Origin of the sequence: Delftia sp. WY8 (genome assembly GCF_018437695.1) — a bacterium.
Lineage (GTDB): Bacteria > Pseudomonadota > Gammaproteobacteria > Burkholderiales > Burkholderiaceae_C > Comamonas > Comamonas tsuruhatensis.
The window spans coordinates 530,535-548,258 of the sequence record NZ_CP049795.1 but is presented as its reverse complement, the minus strand read 5'-3'; the positions used below and the strand labels follow the sequence as shown (position 1 = coordinate 548,258).

Here is a 17,724-nt window from a genome sequence, read left to right as displayed (position 1 = left end):
AAGGGCCGGGCACGGCCCATACGGGAAACCCCAAAATCATAGGAGACAAGCATGTGCACAGGACAGCGGTGGATGGCTGGCGGCATACGCCTGGCCGTGGCTTCAATGGCTTTGTGGCTCGCGGCCTGCGGCGGCTCGGGCGGCGGCGGCCCCGAGTTGCGCGAGACGGCCTACGGCCCCTTGCGTGGCGTGGACGACGGCGCCGCCACGGGCACCTATTACTGGAAGGGCGTGCCCTTTGCCCAGGCGCCCGTGGGCGCGCTGCGCTGGCAGCCGCCGGCCGAGCCCAAGGCCTGGGAGGGCGTGCGCGAGGCGCGCCAGTTCGGCAACGCCTGCCTGCAGATCGGGCGCATGTACGGCCCGGGCGCCAACAACCGCTTCGACGACACCATTGCCTCCACCCTGGGCCAGCCCGTGGGCAGCGAGGACTGCCTGACGCTCAACATCTGGCGCCCGGCCAGCGGTGCCGAGAAGCTGCCGGTGCTGGTGTTCATCCACGGCGGCAGCGCCATCTCGGGCTATACGGCCGATCCGCTGTATGACGGCGCCGCCCTGGCACGCGCTGCCAATGCCGTGGTGGTGACGGCCAACTACCGGCTGGACATCCTGGGCTACATGCACATGCCGCAGATGCAGGCCGGCGCGCCGGCCACGGGCAACTTCGCGCTGCTGGACAACCTGCAGGCCCTGCGCTTTGTGCAGCGCAATATCGCGGGCTTTGGCGGCGATCCGGGCAATGTCACGCTCATGGGCCAGTCGGCGGGGGCCACCAATGTGCTGGCGCTGCTGGCGGCCGATTCGGCGCGCGGCCTGTTCCACAGGCTGATGCCCATCAGCGGCGGGCTGTCGCTGCCGTCCAACCTGCCGGCCGGCGTGCTGGCCACGCTCAAGCCGGCTTCGGCCTACGCCACCCAGTCCGCGCTGCTGCTGGCCCATCTGATGGTGGCCGATGGGCTGGCTGCCGATGTGGCGGCTGCGGCCACGGTGGCTGCCGGCTGGACACCGGCGCAGATCGCGGCCTACCTGCGCGGCAAGGACGCCCGCGTGCTGCTGCAGACCCTGGTGGCCAAGGGCCTGACGGGCGCGGGGCCGATTCCCGACGGCCTGCTGCTGCCCACCGATCCCATGGCCGCGCTGGCTGCGGGCCAATACAACCGCATGCCCGTGATGGCCGGCTACACGGCCGAGGAGGGCAAGCTGTTCGCGCCCCTGCTGGCTGCGCTGGGCGGCAAGCCGGGCTTCAGGATCGATGATGCGGCGCGCTTTCGCATGATGCAGTCCTTCGATGCGCAGTCGCCCAATGCGCCGGGCCTGGCCGACATCATCGATGCTGCCTACCTGCCCGTCGATACGCCGGTCACCGGCTACAACGCCCGCATGGCGCAGCTGACCCATCTGTTCGCCGATCCCAGCCGCGACCAGTTGCTCAATACGCTGCGCACCCGGCAGGCCGAGGTCTGGAGCTACCGCTTCGACTGGGCGCGCCAGCCCGCGCCCTGGAACACGGTCTACGGTGCGGCCCATGCGTTCGATCTGCCGTTTCTCTTCGGCAACTTCGGGCCATCCGTGTTCTCCCGCGTGACCAACAGCACGGCCAATGCACCGGGGCGGCTGGCGCTGTCGAACGCCATGATGGCCAGCCTCAAGGCCTTCATGCAGACGGGCGACCCGCAGAACGCGGCCCTGGGCCAGACATGGAAGCCCTGGCCGTCCAGCCTGGTCTTCGACGCCGAGCTGGGCGCGACCAGCATCCGGCTGCAGTGAGCGAGCAGATGAGCGAGTAGATGAGCGAGCAGGGGCTTGCCGCGGCAAGCCCCGAGAGATAGCCAACAACAACGAAGGAGACAGGTACCCATGACAGCCAAGACCGTTTTCACACAGGCCTGGCGCTGGCCGCTGGCGGGGGCCATTGCGGCCGCAGCCTTGGGCCTGGCCGCCTGCGGAGGGGGATCGTCGGGCATGCCCGCGCCCATGGGGCCGGGCCAGCAATCGGGCTACATCACCCTGCCGGACGGCAGCAGGATGCGCTACTCGCTGCTGCTGCCCGAGGGACAGGGTCCGTTCCCGCTGCTGGTCGAGTACGACGGCTATATCTCGGGCTCGTACCCCAACATCAGCAGTCCCTGGACCAAGGAAGGCTATGCGGTCATGGGGCTGAACGTGCCGGGCACGGGCTGCTCCACGGGGGAAGACCGGGTGTTTGACGCCAGCGTAGGTGCGGCCGGGGCCTTCGCCATCGAGTGGGCCGGGCGGCAGGCCTGGTCCAACGGCCGCATCGGCATGATCGGCTACTCGTACTCGGGCTACAACCAGCTGTGGGTGGCGGCGCACCGGCCCAAGGGGCTGCTGGCGATCACGCCCAGCAAGAATGTGGGCGATCCCTACCGCGACGTGGGCTATCCGGGCGGCATTGCCAACATCGGTTTTCCGGCGCAGTGGTGGAACGGCTTCCCGCGCATCTGGCGCACGGCCGCCGACCTGGCGGTGAAGAACGGCGGCGACACGGAATGCGCCAAGACGGTGGCCGACAACATCGAGAAGATCAAGCGGCCCGAGCTGGATCTGATCAAGTGGCTGGACAACCCCTATGCCGATGGCCTGTACCTGGAGCGCAGCGCCATGCTGCAAAGCGGCAAGATCAATATCCCCACGCTGGGCACGCAGTCCTGGCAGGACGAGCAGATCGGCCCGCGCTCGGGCTACTACGAGGACACCATTGCGCCCGACAGGATGTGGCTGGTCAGCTCCAACGGCGACCACCACACGAACATCACCTCGGACCATATCGACCAGACGCTGAAGCACTTCCTGGCGCGCTTCGTCAAGGGCGAGGACAACGGCTTCGACAAGGAGCCGCGCGTGCGCCTGCTGCAGGAGATGCAGACCACGGACGCCAAGGCCCCCAATGGCGGCGCCAAGCTCATGCCCACGGGCGAGGCACGGTTTGACCGGCTGCCTGTCCAGGTCAAGCCCCTGCGCCTGTGGATGCAGCCGGGCCAGGCGCTGGGCGACAGTGCACCCACCTCAGGCACGGCTTCGTCCAGCTACCGCTATCCGGCCCTGAGTCCGCAGGTGAACAACCCGGCGGCCGAAGGCTGGCCCGCCGTGCCCGCGTCGGAAAAGGATGGCCAGCTGGTCTTCACCACGGCGGCCCTGCCGCAGGACCTGAGTTTTTATGGCGAAGGCTCGGCCGACCTGTGGCTCAGCGCCACGGCAGCCAACACCGACATCCAGGTCACCGTGTCCGAGGTGCGGCCGGACGGGCAGGAGATGTTCGTGCAGCGTGGCTGGCTGCGTGCGTCCAAGCGTGCCCTGGACACGGCGCGCTCCACGACGCTGAGGCCGTGGGGCGCGTTCACGCGGGACAAGGACGTGCCCATGGTGTCGGGCAAGCCCGAACTGCTGCGCGTAGAGATCCAGAAATTCGCGCATGTGTTCCGCGCCGGCTCAAGCATTCGCGTGACAGTGGATTCGCCATCGCAGACCGGATACTGGATCTTCGGCAACGACAAGACGCCGTCCACGAACACGCTGTGGCATGACGCGGCGCATGCCTCCAGCATCGTCCTAGGGTATATCCCATACGAGCATGCGAAGACGCTGCCGAGTTGCGACAAGACAATGCGTCAACCATGCCGGAAAAACGATGCGCCTGTCCCTGCGGGGATCGGACCCAGGGCGCCGGCCTGAGCCACCCTCCATGCGGGCAGCGGCATCGCGCACCAGGGCCTTGGCCTTGCGCGAATCCGCGGTCCGCAGTTCACGACGTTCACGAAGTTCAATCACCTTAGGAGCCTATAGATGCTGGGTCTGATGCAAAGCCAACCACTGTTGATCTCGTCGCTGATCGATTTCGCCGACCGCCACCATGGCGATGCGCAGATCGTCTCGCGCAGGGTGGAGGGCGATATCCATCGCTACACGTACCGCGACCTGGCACGGCGCTCGCGCCAGCTGGCGAACACGCTGGACGGCCTGGGCCTGCAGCCTGGCGACCGCGTGGCGTCGCTGGCCTGGAACGGCTACCGCCACATGGAGATGTACTTCGGCGTCAGCGGCTCGGGCCGCGTGCTGCACACGGTCAATCCTCGCCTGCACCCCGACCAGGTGGCGTGGATCATCAACCACGCGGAAGACCGCGTCATGTGCTTTGACCTGACCTTCCTGCCCATCATCCAGGCCGTGCATGCCAAGTGCCCCACGGTGCTCCAGTGGGTGGCGCTGTGCGATGCGGACCGCCTGCCTGCCGACAGCGGCGTTCCGGGCCTGGTCAGCTACGAGGCCTGGATTGCCGGCCAGTCCGACCAGTACCAGTGGCCCGAATTCGACGAGAACACGGCCTCCAGCATGTGCTACACCAGCGGCACCACGGGTAACCCGAAGGCGGTGCTCTACAGCCACCGCTCCACCACGCTACACGCCTACGCGGCCGCGCTGCCCGATGTGATGTGCATATCGGCGCGCGACTCGGTGCTGCCCGTCGTGCCCATGTTCCACGTCAACGCCTGGGGCATTCCCTACTCGGCCGCGCTCACGGGCTGCAAGCTGGTGTTCCCCGGCCCGGCGCTGGACGGCAAGTCGCTGTACGAGCTGATCGAGGCCGAGGGCGTCACCTACGCGGCCGGCGTGCCCACGGTCTGGCAGATGCTGCTGGGCCACATCAGGCCGGGCGGCCTGCGGTTTTCCACGCTCAAGCGCACGGTCATCGGCGGCTCGGCCTGCCCGCCGGCCATGATCACGGCCTTCCAGGACGAGTTTGGCGTGGAGGTGCTGCATGCCTGGGGCATGACCGAGATGAGCCCGCTGGGCACGCTGTGCACGCTCAAGAACAAGCAGCTGCAGCTGCCCAAGGACGAGCAGATGAAGATCCTGCAAAAGCAGGGCCGCGCCATCTACGGCGTGGACATGCGCATCGTGGGCAGCGATGGAACGGACCAGCCCTGGGACGGCAAGAGCTACGGCGACCTGCTGGTGCGCGGCCCCTGGATCGTGGACAGCTACTTCAAGGGCGAAAGCCCGCTCATCAAGGACGCGCAGGGCCGTGGCTGGTTCCCCACGGGTGACGTGGCCACCATCGACCCGGACGGCTTCATGCAGATCACCGACCGCAGCAAGGACGTGATCAAGTCCGGCGGCGAATGGATCAGCTCCATCGACATCGAGAACATCGCCATGGCCCATCCGGCCGTGGCCATGGCCGCCTGCATCGGCATGCCACATCCCAAGTGGGACGAGCGCCCCATCGTCGCCGTGGCGAAGAGGCCCGGTGCCGAGGTCACGCGCGAGGAACTGCTCAAGTTCTACGAGGGCAAGACCGCCAAGTGGCAGATCCCCGACGACGTGGTCTTCGTCGATGCCATTCCGCTGGGCGCCACCGGAAAAATGCTCAAGACCCGGCTGCGCGAGCAACTGGCCGGCTACCGGCTGCCGGGGCTGTGAGCCGCTGCGGGCCAGCCGCCGTGCCAGGGCATGCGGGGGCATGTGCTGATAGGGGCGGCCGGTCCGAGTCTCGTCGGCGATAGCCGCTAGGGGCAATCACCGATCGGTGCGGGGCAAGGGGACCATTACTCTGAGCCTCGCCCAGAAACCACCACAAGAGGAGACGCTTCATGAAGTTTGCGATCAAGGCATTGACGGCATCCCTGGCCCTGGCTTGCGCCACGGGCGCCATGGCCCAGAAGGGCGAGACGGTGAAGGTTGCGTGGATCGACCCGCTGTCCGGCCTCATGGCCGCGCTGGGTTCCAACCAGCTCAAGAGCCTGCAGTACATCGCCGAGGAGCTCAACAAGGGCACGGCCTCGGGCGTGAAGTTCGAGATCATCGGCATCGACAACAAGCTCAGCCCGCAGGAAACCACGGCGGCCCTGCGCTCGGCCATGGACCAGGGCGTGCGCTACGTCTTCCAGGGCAATGGCTCGGGCCCGGCCCTGGCCATCATGGACGCACTGGAAAAGCACAACGCGCGCAACAAGGGCAAGGAAGTCGTCTACCTGAACTATGCGGCGGTGGACCCGGACCTGACCAACAGCAAGTGCAGCTACTGGCACTTCCGCCTGGATGCGGACACCTCCATGAAGATGGAGGCCCTGACCACGTACATGAAGGACGTGCCCGAGGTCAAGAAGGTCTACCTGATCAACCAGAACTACTCGCATGGCCAGCAGGTCTCCAAATACGCCAAGGAGATGCTCAAGCGCAAGCGCCCCGATGTGGAGATCGTGGGCGACGACTTCTCGCCGCTGGCCCAGGTGCGCGACTTCGCCCCCTACATCGCCAAGATCAAGCAATCGGGCGCCGACTCGGTGATCACGGGCAACTGGGGCTCGGACCTGGCGCTGCTGATCAAGGCCGCCAGCGACGCGGGCCTGAACAACGTCAAGTTCTATACCTACTACGCCATTGCCACGGGCGCGCCCACGGCCATGGGCGCGGCCGCCGCCGACAAGGTCTACATGGTGGGCTACGGCCACCTGAACCTGCCCGGCCCGCTGGACCGCATCACCAAGGGCTACAAGGCCAAGTTCAACGACGACATGTACACGGGCTCGCTGTACTCGGGCCTGACCATGCTGGACCAGGCCTTCCTGCGCGCCAAGACCACGGACCCGGCCAAGGTGGCGGCCACCATGGAGGGCATGAAGTTCAACAGCCTCAACGGCGAAGTGGAGATGCGCAAGACCGACCACCAGCTGCAGCAGGGCCTGTTCATCTCGCGCTGGGAAAAGGCCGGCGGCAAGTACCCGATGGACTCGGAGAACACCGGCTACACCTTTGTGCCCGTGAAATATTACGAGCCCTATGTGGCCAGTACCCCCACCTCATGCCAGATGAAGCGTCCTTCATGACGCCCAGGCAGGCAGGCTGACTTCGCAAGGGGCGCGAGGCGCCCCTTTCTTTTGTCTGAAATCGGTCAAAACACGGGTTCATGGGCTGATCGATGACGATCTGTCGCCAATGTGTCCCGGACTGCGGCGAAGTCGCATGCGCGATAGTTTCTAAGGCATTCCCCGAAGGGAAATTGTCATTCAGGCGTTAGTCTGGCGCCAATACAGATATCCGAATCAACCGGAAAAAGGAGACAGAAAAATGAAGTGGATCGTGCATTCGGTGGCCGCCTCGGCCATGCTGGCCTGTGCCTCGGGCGCCTGGGCGCAAAAGGGCGAGACGGTGAAGATCGGCTGGATCGACCCGCTGTCGGGCCTGATGGCCGCCGTGGGCACGAACCAGCTCAAGACCTTCCAGCTGATGGCCGAGGAGTTCAACAAGAAAAATGCCTCGGGCGTGAAGTTCGAGATCATCCCGCTGGACAACAAGCTCAGCCCGCAGGAGACCACGGCCGTGCTGCGCTCGGCCATGGACCAGGGCGCACGCTACGTGGTGCAGGGCAACGGCTCGGGCCCGGCCCTGGCCATCATGGATGCGCTGGAAAAGCACAACACGCGCAACAAGGGCAAGGAAGTCGTCTACCTGAACTATGCGGCCGTGGACCCGGACCTGACCAACAGCAAGTGCAGCTACTGGCACTTCCGCCTGGATGCGGACACCTCCATGAAGATGGAAGCGCTGACGACCTATATGAAGGACGTGCCCGAGGTCAAGAAGGTCTACCTGATCAACCAGAACTACTCGCACGGCCAGCAGGTCTCCAAGTACGCCAAGGAAATGCTCAAGGCCAAGCGGCCCGACGTGCAGGTGGTGGGCGATGACTTCGCGCCGCTGGCCCAGGTGCGCGACTTCGCACCCTACATCGCCAAGATCAAGCAATCGGGCGCCGACACGGTGATCACGGGCAACTGGGGCTCTGACCTGTCGCTGCTGCTCAAGGCGGCCAATGACGCGGGCCTGAACAACGTCAAGTTCTACACCTACTACGCCTTCGGCTCGGGCTCGCCCACGGCCATGGGCGCGGCGTCCGACGGCAAGGTCTACACCGTGGGCTACGGCCACTACAACATGGGGGGGGCCATCCAGCCGCTGATGGCCGAGTTCAAGAAGAAGATGAACGACGACCTCACGCAAAGCTCGATCTACCACGTGTTCGCGCTGCTGGATGCGGCCTTTGCCAAGACCGGCGGCACCGACCCCGTCAAGGTGGCGGCCGCGCTGGAGGGCATGAAGCTCAAGAGCTTCAACGGCGAAGTGGAGATGCGCAAGACCGACCACCAGCTGCAGCAGGGCCTGTACATCACGCGCTGGGAAAAGGCCGGCGGCAAGAACCCCTATGACGCCGAGAACACGGGCTACACCTTCGCCCCGGTGAAGTACTACGAGCCCTACGTGGCCAGCACGCCCACGTCCTGCCAGATGAAGCGCCCGTCCTGAGACCGGCACGCACCGCTTCCTGTCCCCAACGCACCGAAACCAAGGCCTTTCGATGACGCTTGAGTTCTTCACCATATCGCTGCTCAACGGCGTGAGCTATGGACTGCTGCTGTTCATGCTCAGCTCGGGGCTGACGCTGATCTTCAGCATGATGGGCGTGCTCAACTTCGCCCACACCAGCTTCTACATGCTGGGCGCGTACTTCGGATACACGCTCAGCGGCATCATCGGCTTCTGGGGCGCGCTGTTCGTCGCGCCCCTGCTGGTGGGCGTGCTGGGCGCCATGTTCGAGCGCTACAGCCTGCGCCGCGTGCACAAGTACGGCCATGTGCCAGAACTGCTCGTGACCTTCGGCCTGTCCTACCTCATCCTCGAGGTGGTGCAGCTGGTCTGGGGCCGGGGCACCGTGCCCTACGGCCTGCCGCCCGCGCTGCAGGGCCCGCTGTTCACGCTGTACGGCACGCAGTTCCCGCGCTCGCGCTCCTTCGTGATGCTGGTGGCAATGCTGATGCTGGTGGCCGTCTGGCTGCTGCTGACGCGCACGCGCATCGGCCTGGTCATCCAGGCCGCGCTCAAGAACCCCGAGATGGTGGAGGCGCTGGGCCACAACGTGCCGCGCGTGTTCATGATGGTGTTCGGCGGCGGCTGCGCGCTGGCGGGGCTGGCCGGCGTCATCGGCGGCAACACGTATGTGACCGAGCCGGCCATGGCCATGTCGGTCGGCTCCATCATCTTCGTGGTGGTGGTGGTCGGCGGCATGGGCTCGCTGGCGGGGGCCTTCGTGGCCTCGCTGCTGATCGGCGTCGTGCAGACCTTTGCCGTGGCCATCGACTGGTCGCTGGCCAGCCTGCTGACCTCGCTGGGCAGCCCGGTCGGCGAGCAGACCTTCGGCTGGCCGCTGCTCAAGCTCACCATTTCCCAGGTCGCGCCCATCCTGCCCTACCTGTTCCTGGTGCTGATCCTCATCTTCCGGCCCAAGGGCCTCCTGGGCACGCGGGGAGATTGACACCATGTCCTCGATCACCAAAACGACCATGACATCCACTGCCGCAAAAGGCGCTTCGGGCGCTTCAGGGGCTGCGGGCGCGGGGCGCCACTACAGCTTCCAGCCGCTCAACATCGGCCGCATCCTGATCTGGGGCGCCTTCGCCCTGGCGCTGATCGTCGCGCCGCTGGTGTTCACCAGCAGCCTGGCGCTGACCATGCTCAGCCAGATCGGCTATCTCATCATCATCTGCCTGTCCTACAACATCCTGCTGGGGCAGGGCGGCATGCTGAGCTTCGGCCATGCGGTCTACACGGGGCTGGGCTCGTTCATCGCCATCCATGCGATGAACCGGGCCAGCTCCGGCGACTGGGGCATTCCGCTGGTGCTGATTCCCGTCATCGGCGGCCTGGGCGGCATGTTCTTCGCGGCCCTGCTGGGCTATGTGACCACCAAGAAGTCGGGCACCACCTTCGCCATGATCACCATGGGCATCGGCGAGCTGGTGGCGTCCATGGCGCTGATGTTCCCCGAGTTCTTCGGGGGCGAGGGCGGCATCACCACCGACCGCGTCTACGGCAAGCCCTTCTTCGGGCTGACCTTCGGCTCGGGCATGGAGGTGTACTACCTGATCGCCGCCTACTGCTTCGTCTGCACGGCCGCCATGTTCGCCTTCACGGGCACGCCGCTGGGGCGCATGCTCAACGCCGTGCGCGACAACCCCGAGCGCGTGGAGTTCGTGGGCTACAACACGCAGCGCGTGCGCTACTTCGCCTTCATCATCGCGGGCTTCTTCGCGGGCGTGGGCGGGGGGCTTGCGGCCATCAACTTCGAGATCATCACGGCCATGGACAGCGTGAGCGTCATGCGCTCGGGCTCGTACCTGCTGTTCACATTCCTGGGCGGCGCCACCTTCTTCTTCGGGCCCATCATCGGCGCCGTGCTGCTGGTGCTGGCCTCGGTGCTGCTGTCGGAGCTGACCAAGGCCTGGCTGCTGTACCTGGGCCTGGTGTTCCTGCTGATGGTCATGTATGCGCCCGGTGGCGTTGCCAGCCTGATCATGATGAACCTGCGCGTGGCGCGGTTCGGCAAATGGCGCCGGCTGGCTCAGCCCTACCTGGCTATCGCCGCCAGCGCCCTGGTCATGATCGTGGGCGGCGCCGCCATCGTCGAGATGATCTACCACCTGCAGCTCAATGCGGCCCTGGGTTCCCAGGTCTCGTTCATGGGCGTGCAGCTCGATACCAGCTCGGCCTCCACCTGGACCGTGGCCGTTGCCGTCTTCGTCGTGGGCCTGGGCCTGCTGGAAGTGGCCCGGCGCTGGTGCCTGCGGCGCTGGGAGCGTATCCAGGAAGAGATCGAAGAAGCCATCAAGCGCGGGGAGGGCTGAACCATGTCCAGCATTGCAATCGAACGACCAGGCACTGCCGCCGCTGCCGCGACCGGCGAGGCCACCTACGCGCTGGAGCTGCGCGACCTGTACAAGCGCTTCGGCAAGGCCGAGATCATCCGCGGCGCCCAACTGGCCGTGAAGCCCGGCGAGCGCGTGGCCATCATCGGCCCCAACGGCGCGGGCAAGAGCACGCTGTTCAACCTGATCAGCGGCCGCTTCGAGCCCACCAGCGGCCAGGTGCTGCTCAACGGCCAGCGCATCGACGGCAAGAAACCCTATGAAATCAACCGCATGGGGCTGTCGCGCAGTTTCCAGATCACCAACATCTTTCCCAAGCTCAGCGTGTTCGAGAACCTGCGCTGCAGCGTGCTGTGGAGCCTGGGCTACCGCTACAGCTGCTGGCGCTTCCTGTCCAAGCTGCGCGATGCCAACGCCCGCGCCGATGAGCTGATGGAGATGATCGGCCTGCACAGAAAGCGCGACACGCTGGCGGTGAACCTCACCTATGCCGAGCAGCGTGCGCTGGAAATCGGCATCACCATCGGCGGCGGCGCCGGCGTCATCCTGCTGGACGAGCCCACGGCCGGCATGAGCAACAGCGAGACGGCCCACTTCATCCAGCTGATCAAGAAGGTCACCGAAGGCAAGACGCTGCTGACCGTGGAGCACGACATGGGCGTGGTCTTCGGCCTGGCCGACAAGATCGCCGTCGTGGTCTACGGCGAAGTCATCGCCTACGACACGCCCGAGGCCGTGCGTGCCAATCCGCGCGTGCAGGAGGCCTATCTGGGCTCGTCCGTGGCGGATCAACAAGCTGGTGCACATTGAGGAAGCGCGGATGCTGAACATCAACAACCTGCATGCCTACTACGGCAAAAGCCATGTGCTGCATGGCGTGGAATTTTCCGTACAGCCCGGCGAGATCGTCGCGCTGCTGGGGCGCAATGGCTCGGGCCGCTCCACCACGGCCAAGGCCATCATGGGACTGGTGCACTGGGAGGGCGCGCTGGAGTGGAAGGGCCAGAGCCTGACTGGCAGAAAGGCCTACGAGATCGCTCACCTGGGCCTGGGCTACGTGCCCGAGAGCCGCGACGTGTTCCCCAATCTCACCGTGCACCAGAACCTGCTGCTGGGACAGAAGGGAAAGGGCCGGGACAGCCGCTGGGGCTTCGACGACATGTACGCCATGTTCCCGCGCCTGAAGGAGCGCCAGCACACCGAGGCCGGCGTGATGTCGGGCGGCGAGCAGCAGATGCTGACCCTGTGTCGCACGCTGATGGGCGACCCGGACCTGATCATCATCGACGAGCCCACCGAGGGCCTGGCTCCCAAGATCGTCGAGCTGGTGGGCGAGTACCTGCAAAAGATCAAGCAGCGCGGCGTGTCCGTTCTGCTGATCGAGCAAAAGCTCACCATTGCCATGAGCATCTCGGACCGAGCCCTGGTCATGGGTCATGGGCGCATCGTCTTCGACGGCACGCCCGACGGGCTGCGCGCCGATCAGAAGGTGCGCAAGGAGTGGCTGGAGGTCTGATGCCGTACAAGGCTGGGCCTGCTGCCCGGCAGGCGGCCCGGGCCACGGCGCTTGTCCCGCTTGGGACAAACCGCAGTGGCGCCGGCCCGCGTTTTTTTTACAATCAAAATCGCACGATCGTTCTTTTTCTATCGCATAGGGGACAACAGCATGACTGCTGAATACAAAGTGGACGGTGCCATCGCCGTCATCACCTTGAACAATCCGCCGGTCAACGGCCTGGGACTATCCACGCGGCGGGGCATCGTCGAGGGGCTGGACAAGGCCTATTCCGACCCGGCCGTCAAGGCCATCGTCATCACGGGTGCCGGCAAGGCTTTTTCGGGCGGTGCCGATATCAACGAGTTCGGCAAGGAAGAGGCGTATCGCGAGCCGCACCTGGTCTCGCTGATCAACTCCCTGGACCAGGGCAGCAAGCCCGTGGTGGCCGCCATCCATACCGTCTGCATGGGCGGCGGGCTGGAGCTGGCGCTGGGCTGCAACTACCGCGTGGCCGCTCCCGGCACCCTGGTGGCCCTGCCTGAAGTCAAGCTGGGCCTGCTGCCCGGTGCAGGCGGCACGCAGCGCCTGCCGCGCGTGCTGGGCGTGGAGACCGCGCTGAACATGATCGTCAGCGGCGAACCCGTCAAGAGCGAGCTGCTGGCCTCCATCCCCGGCCAGAAGCTGTTCGACAAGATGGCCGCCTCGCCCGAGTCCCTGCTGGACGAGGCCAAGGCCTTTGCGTTGGAAGTGGCCGACAAGCACGCGGCGGGTGCCCAGCTGCCGCGCGTGCGCGACCTGCCCTGCAAGCATCCCCAGGGCGATGCCTACTTCCAGTTCGCACGCAACATGGTCAAGGGCATGGCCAAGAACTACCCGGCCCCGGCCCGCTGCGTGGACACGGTGGAGAACGCCGCGCGCAAGAAGTTCGACGAGGGCATGGCCCTGGAGCGCGAAGCCTTCATGCAACTGATGTGGTCGCCCGAGTCGCGCGCACTGCGCCACCTGTTCATGGCCGAGCGCGCGGCCTCCAAGATCGCCGACGTGCCCTCGGACACGCCAGTGCGCGAGATCAAGACCGTGGGCGTCATCGGTGCCGGCACCATGGGCGGCGGCATCTCCATGAACTTCCTGAACGCGGGCATCCCCGTGACCATCCTGGAGACCAAGCAGGAAGCGCTGGACCATGGCGTGGCCACCATCCGCAAGAACTACGAAGCCCAGGTCAAGAAGGGCAAGCTCACCCAGGAAAAGTACGACCAGCGCATGGCCCTGCTGAGCACCACGCTGTCGTATGACGCGCTCAAGAACGCCGACCTCATCATCGAGGCGGTGTTCGAGGAACTGGGCGTCAAGGAAACCGTGTTCAAGCAGCTGGACGAGGTTGCCAAGCCCGGCGCCATCCTGGCCTCCAACACCTCCACGCTGGACGTGGACAAGATCGCCGCCTTCACCAAGCGCCCGCAGGACGTGGTGGGCATGCACTTCTTCAGCCCCGCCAACGTGATGAAGCTGCTGGAAGTGGTGCGCGGCAAGCACACCGCCAAGGACGTGCTGGCCACCGTGATGAAGCTGGCCAAGAAGATCAAGAAGACCGCCGTGGTCTCGGGCGTGTGCGACGGCTTCATCGGCAACCGCATGATCGAGCAATACTCGCGCCAGGCCGGATTCCTGCTGGACGAAGGCGCCACGCCCGCCCAGGTGGACAAGGCCATCGAGAAGTTCGGCTTCGCCATGGGCCCGTTCCGCATGGGCGATCTGGCCGGCAACGACATCGGCTGGGCCATCCGCAAGCGCCGCGCCGTCGAGCGTGCCGACATGAAGTACAGCCGCACGGCCGACAAGCTGTGCGAGCTGGGCCGCTTCGGCCAGAAGACCGGTGCGGGCTGGTACGACTACCAGGCGGGCAAGCGCGACGCCATCCCGTCCGAGCTGGTCAACCAGATGATCGAGTCGCATCGCAAGGAGCTGGGCATCACCCCGCGCAAGATCTCCGATGAGGAAATCGTCCAGCGCCTGGTCTTCGCCCTGGTCAACGAAGGCGCCCACATCCTGGAAGACGGCATCGCCGGCAAGTCGGGCGATATCGACATGGTCTACCTGACCGGCTATGGCTTCCCCATCTGGCGCGGCGGCCCCATGCACTACGCGGGCGAGGTCGGGCTGTTCAACGTGGTCCAGGCCATGAACCGCTTCGCCAGGAACCCCAACGACGACGCCGATTTCTGGCAGCCGGCCCCGCTGCTGGCGAAGCTGGCGGCCGAAGGCAAGCAATTCAGCTGAGACGTGCGGCGCACGAACTCCTTGCGAACCACCGCAAACCCGCCATACAAGGAATATCCATGACATCCGCCGTGATCGTTTCCACCGCCCGCACCCCCCTGGCCAAGAGCTGGAAGGGTGCCTTCAACATGACCCATGGCGCCACGCTGGGCGGCCATGCCGTGCAGCACGCCGTGCAGCGCGCAGGCGTTGACCCCGCCGCCGTTGATGACGTGATCATGGGCTGCGCCAACCCCGAAGGCGCCACCGGCATGAACATCGCGCGCCAGATCGCGCTCAAGGCCGGCCTGCCCATCACCGCGTCGGGCATGACCATCAACCGCTTCTGCTCCTCGGGCCTGCAGACCATTGCCACCGCATCGCAGCGCATCATCGCGGGCGAGGGCGATGTTTACGTGGCCGGCGGCGTGGAGTCCATCTCCTGCGTGCAGCAGGAAATGAACCTGCACATGATCCAGGACCTGGCCCTGGCCAAGCAAAAGCCCGAGATCTACTGGAGCATGCTGCAGACCGCCGAACAGGTCGCCAAGCGCTACGGCATCGGCCGTGACGCCATGGACGAATACGGCGCCGCCAGCCAGCAAAAGGCCTGCGCGGCCCAGGCCGCCGGCCTGCTGGATGCCGAGATCGCCCCCATCACCGTGACCATGGGCGTGGCCGACAAGGTGCGCGGCCTGATCACCAAGGAAGTGACCTGCAGCAAGGACGAGGGCGTGCGCGAGGGCACGACCAAGGAAGGCATCTCGGGCATCCGTCCCGCGCTGCCGGGCGGTGTGATCTCGGCCGGCAATGCCAGCCAGTTCTCCGACGGCGCAGGCGCCTGCGTGGTGGTGAGCGAGGACTATGCATCGCGCAACAACCTCAAGCCCATCGGCCGCTTCCTGGGCTTTGCCGTCGCCGGCTGCGAGCCTGACGAAATGGGCATCGGCCCCGTCTTCGCCGTGCCCAAGGTGCTCAAGAAGCTGGGCCTGACGGTGCAGGACATCGACCTGTGGGAGCTCAATGAAGCCTTTGCCGTGCAGGTGCTGTACTGCCGGGACAAGCTGGGCATCCCCAACGATCGCCTCAATGTCAACGGCGGCGCCATTGCCCTGGGCCATCCCTATGGCGTGTCGGGTCAGCGCCTGACGGGCCATGCCCTGATCGAAGGCAAGCGCCGCGGTGCCAAGCGTGTCTGCGTGACCATGTGCATCGGCGGCGGCATGGGTGCCGCCGGCGTGTTCGAAGTGCTGTAAGTACAGGTGGCGGCTGCGGCCGCCACCGCCTGTTCCCGTTACTCCTGTTGGCCGCACGCGCTCCCTCTGGCGGCGCCTGCGGCTTCTTTTTTGATTCCGGACCCCACCATGCGCCTGCGTTCCACCATCGATTTCCTGCTCTATGAATGGCTGCGCGCCGATGCGCTGGGCGAGCGCGAGCGCTTTGCCGACCATTCGCGCGACACCTTCGATGCCGTGCTCGACACCTGCGAGCGCATCGCCCGCGAGAAATACGCCCCCTTCAACCGCACCGTGGACACGCAGGAGCCGCAGTTCGATGGCGAGAAAGTCATCCTGCCCCGGTGCACCCACGATGCGCGCCAGGCCTATGCCGACTCGGGCATGCTCAGCGCCTCCCAGGACTACGACATCGGCGGCATGCAGCTGCCCTATACCGTGGAGGCGGCCGCCAACAGCTTCTTCGCGGCGGCCTCCATCAGCATCGGCTCCAACATGCTGACCTCGGGCAATGCCAACGCCATCATGGCCCACGGCACGGACATGCAAAAACAGGTCTTCGCCGCCAACGAATTCAACGGCCGCTGGGCCGGCACCATGTGCCTGTCCGAGCCCCAGGCCGGTTCCTCGCTGAGCGATATCGCCACCCGCGCCGAGCCCGATGGCGCCGACTTCGAGAGCGATGCGCTGGGCCCGCGCTACCGCCTCAAGGGCAACAAGATGTGGATCAGCGCGGGCGATCATGAGCTGACCGAGAACATCGTCCACCTCGTGCTGGCCAAGATCCCGGGGCCGGACGGCAAGCCCGTGCCCGGCGTCAAGGGCATCTCGCTGTTCATCGTGCCCAAGAAGCTCGTGGACACCGAAGGCCAGCTGACCGGCGAGCGCAACGACGTGGCCCTGGCCGGCCTCAACCACAAGCTGGGCTGGCGCGGCACCACCAACACGCTGCTGAACTTCGGGGAAGGGCGCTTTCCCGTGCGCGGCGGCGCCGGGGCCGTGGGCTACCTGGTCGGCAAGCCCGGCGAGGGCCTCAAATGCATGTTCCACATGATGAACGAGGCCCGCATCTCCATCGGCATGGCCGCCACCATGCTGGGCATGGCGGGCTACCACGCCAGCCTGGACTACGCGCAGAACCGCCCGCAGGGCCGGCCGATCAAGGGGGCGCCGGGTGCAGCCGGCAAGGATGCCACGCGGCCCCAGTCGCGCATCATCGAGCACGCCGACGTCAAGCGCATGCTGCTGGCGCAGAAGTCCTATTGCGAAGGCGCGCTGGCGCTGAACCTGTTCTGCGCGCGCCTGGTCGATGAGCAGCACACCGGCACGCCCGAATCCGTGGCCGAGGCCCGGCTGCTGCTGGAAGTGCTGACCCCCATCTCCAAGAGCTGGCCCAGCGAGTTCTGCCTGGAGGCCAACTCCCTGGCCATCCAGATCCACGGCGGCTACGGCTATACGCGCGACTTCCCCGTGGAGCAATACTGGCGCGACAACCGCCTGAACATGATCCACGAAGGCACGCACGGCATCCAGGCCATGGACCTGCTGGGCCGCAAGGTGCTCATGGAAGGCGGCAAGGGCCTGCAGCTGCTGGCCACGCGCATCAACGACACCATCCAGCGCGCCATGGCCCGGCCCGAACTGGCCGGGCATGCCAATGAACTGGCCAAGGCGCTGCAGGAAGTCGGCGCCACCACCAAGGCCGCATGGGCGACCGATGACCCGCAGCAGGCCCTGGCCAATGCCGTGCCGTATATGCAGGCTTTTGGCCACACGGTGCTGGCCTGGACCTGGCTGGACGTGTCCCTGGCCGTGCTGGACAAAGACCCGGGCCTGACCGCCCCCGCCAACGCTGGCCGCATGGCCGCCATGCGCTACTTCTTCGGCTACGAACTGCCGAAGATCGGCGCCTGGCTCAAAGTCGTGCGTGAGCGCGACATGACTTGCGCGCAGATGAGTGAAGAGGCGTTCTGAGGGAGTTGGCAGCACGGCTGCCGGAGGATGCAAAAAAGCG

At 65.9% G+C, this 17,724-nt stretch carries 12 protein-coding genes; all 12 read left to right on the top strand.

Translation table 11 applies throughout. The annotated features are described in order from the left end of the window. Positions 1 to 51 precede the first annotated feature (51 nt). The 12 genes from G4D77_RS02390 (at position 52) to G4D77_RS02335 (ending at position 17,684) form a co-directional block, all read left to right on the top strand. Entirely contained in the window at positions 52 to 1,764 is a 1,713-nt protein-coding gene (locus G4D77_RS02390; protein WP_154834512.1) for a carboxylesterase/lipase family protein, read from the top strand. A 90-nt stretch (positions 1,765 to 1,854) separates the two neighbouring features. After that, positions 1,855 to 3,690 carry a CocE/NonD family hydrolase gene (locus tag G4D77_RS02385; RefSeq protein ID WP_154834511.1) on the top strand — a complete coding sequence of 612 codons (1,836 nt, stop codon included), beginning with the start codon at positions 1,855 to 1,857 and terminating at the stop codon, positions 3,688 to 3,690. Positions 3,691 to 3,801: 111 nt separating this feature from the next. After that, positions 3,802 to 5,439 (top strand): 3-(methylthio)propionyl-CoA ligase, encoded by a 1,638-nt coding sequence (locus tag G4D77_RS02380; RefSeq protein WP_154834510.1) that lies wholly within the window; start codon positions 3,802 to 3,804, stop codon positions 5,437 to 5,439. A gap of 170 nt (positions 5,440 to 5,609) precedes the next feature. Further along, positions 5,610 to 6,845, top strand: a complete 1,236-nt coding sequence (locus G4D77_RS02375) for a branched-chain amino acid ABC transporter substrate-binding protein (protein ID WP_016452910.1) — start codon at positions 5,610 to 5,612, stop codon at positions 6,843 to 6,845. A 241-nt stretch (positions 6,846 to 7,086) separates the two neighbouring features. Beyond that, positions 7,087 to 8,322 (top strand): branched-chain amino acid ABC transporter substrate-binding protein, encoded by a 1,236-nt coding sequence (locus tag G4D77_RS02370; protein WP_154834509.1) that lies wholly within the window; start codon positions 7,087 to 7,089, stop codon positions 8,320 to 8,322. A gap of 52 nt (positions 8,323 to 8,374) precedes the next feature. Beyond that, a complete protein-coding gene (locus G4D77_RS02365; protein WP_016452908.1) occupies positions 8,375 to 9,328 on the top strand; it encodes a branched-chain amino acid ABC transporter permease in 954 nt (317 codons plus the stop codon). Positions 9,329 to 9,332: 4 nt separating this feature from the next. Then, positions 9,333 to 10,697 carry a branched-chain amino acid ABC transporter permease gene (locus G4D77_RS02360; RefSeq protein ID WP_017405243.1) on the top strand — a complete coding sequence of 455 codons (1,365 nt, stop codon included), beginning with the start codon at positions 9,333 to 9,335 and terminating at the stop codon, positions 10,695 to 10,697. Between the two features lie 3 nt (positions 10,698 to 10,700). Next, a complete protein-coding gene (locus G4D77_RS02355) occupies positions 10,701 to 11,528 on the top strand; it encodes an ABC transporter ATP-binding protein (protein ID WP_013802770.1) in 828 nt (275 codons plus the stop codon). Positions 11,529 to 11,538: 10 nt separating this feature from the next. Further along, positions 11,539 to 12,234, top strand: coding sequence for an ABC transporter ATP-binding protein (locus tag G4D77_RS02350; RefSeq protein WP_016446753.1), 696 nt, complete (start codon positions 11,539 to 11,541; stop codon positions 12,232 to 12,234). A 150-nt stretch (positions 12,235 to 12,384) separates the two neighbouring features. After that, complete coding sequence (locus G4D77_RS02345) at positions 12,385 to 14,496, top strand: 3-hydroxyacyl-CoA dehydrogenase NAD-binding domain-containing protein (protein WP_154834508.1); 2,112 nt, start codon at positions 12,385 to 12,387, stop codon at positions 14,494 to 14,496. Between the two features lie 59 nt (positions 14,497 to 14,555). Further along, positions 14,556 to 15,731 carry an acetyl-CoA C-acyltransferase gene (locus G4D77_RS02340; RefSeq protein WP_016446755.1) on the top strand — a complete coding sequence of 392 codons (1,176 nt, stop codon included), beginning with the start codon at positions 14,556 to 14,558 and terminating at the stop codon, positions 15,729 to 15,731. A 108-nt stretch (positions 15,732 to 15,839) separates the two neighbouring features. Next, complete coding sequence (locus tag G4D77_RS02335; RefSeq protein ID WP_016452906.1) at positions 15,840 to 17,684, top strand: acyl-CoA dehydrogenase; 1,845 nt, start codon at positions 15,840 to 15,842, stop codon at positions 17,682 to 17,684. Positions 17,685 to 17,724: the final 40 nt, after the last annotated feature.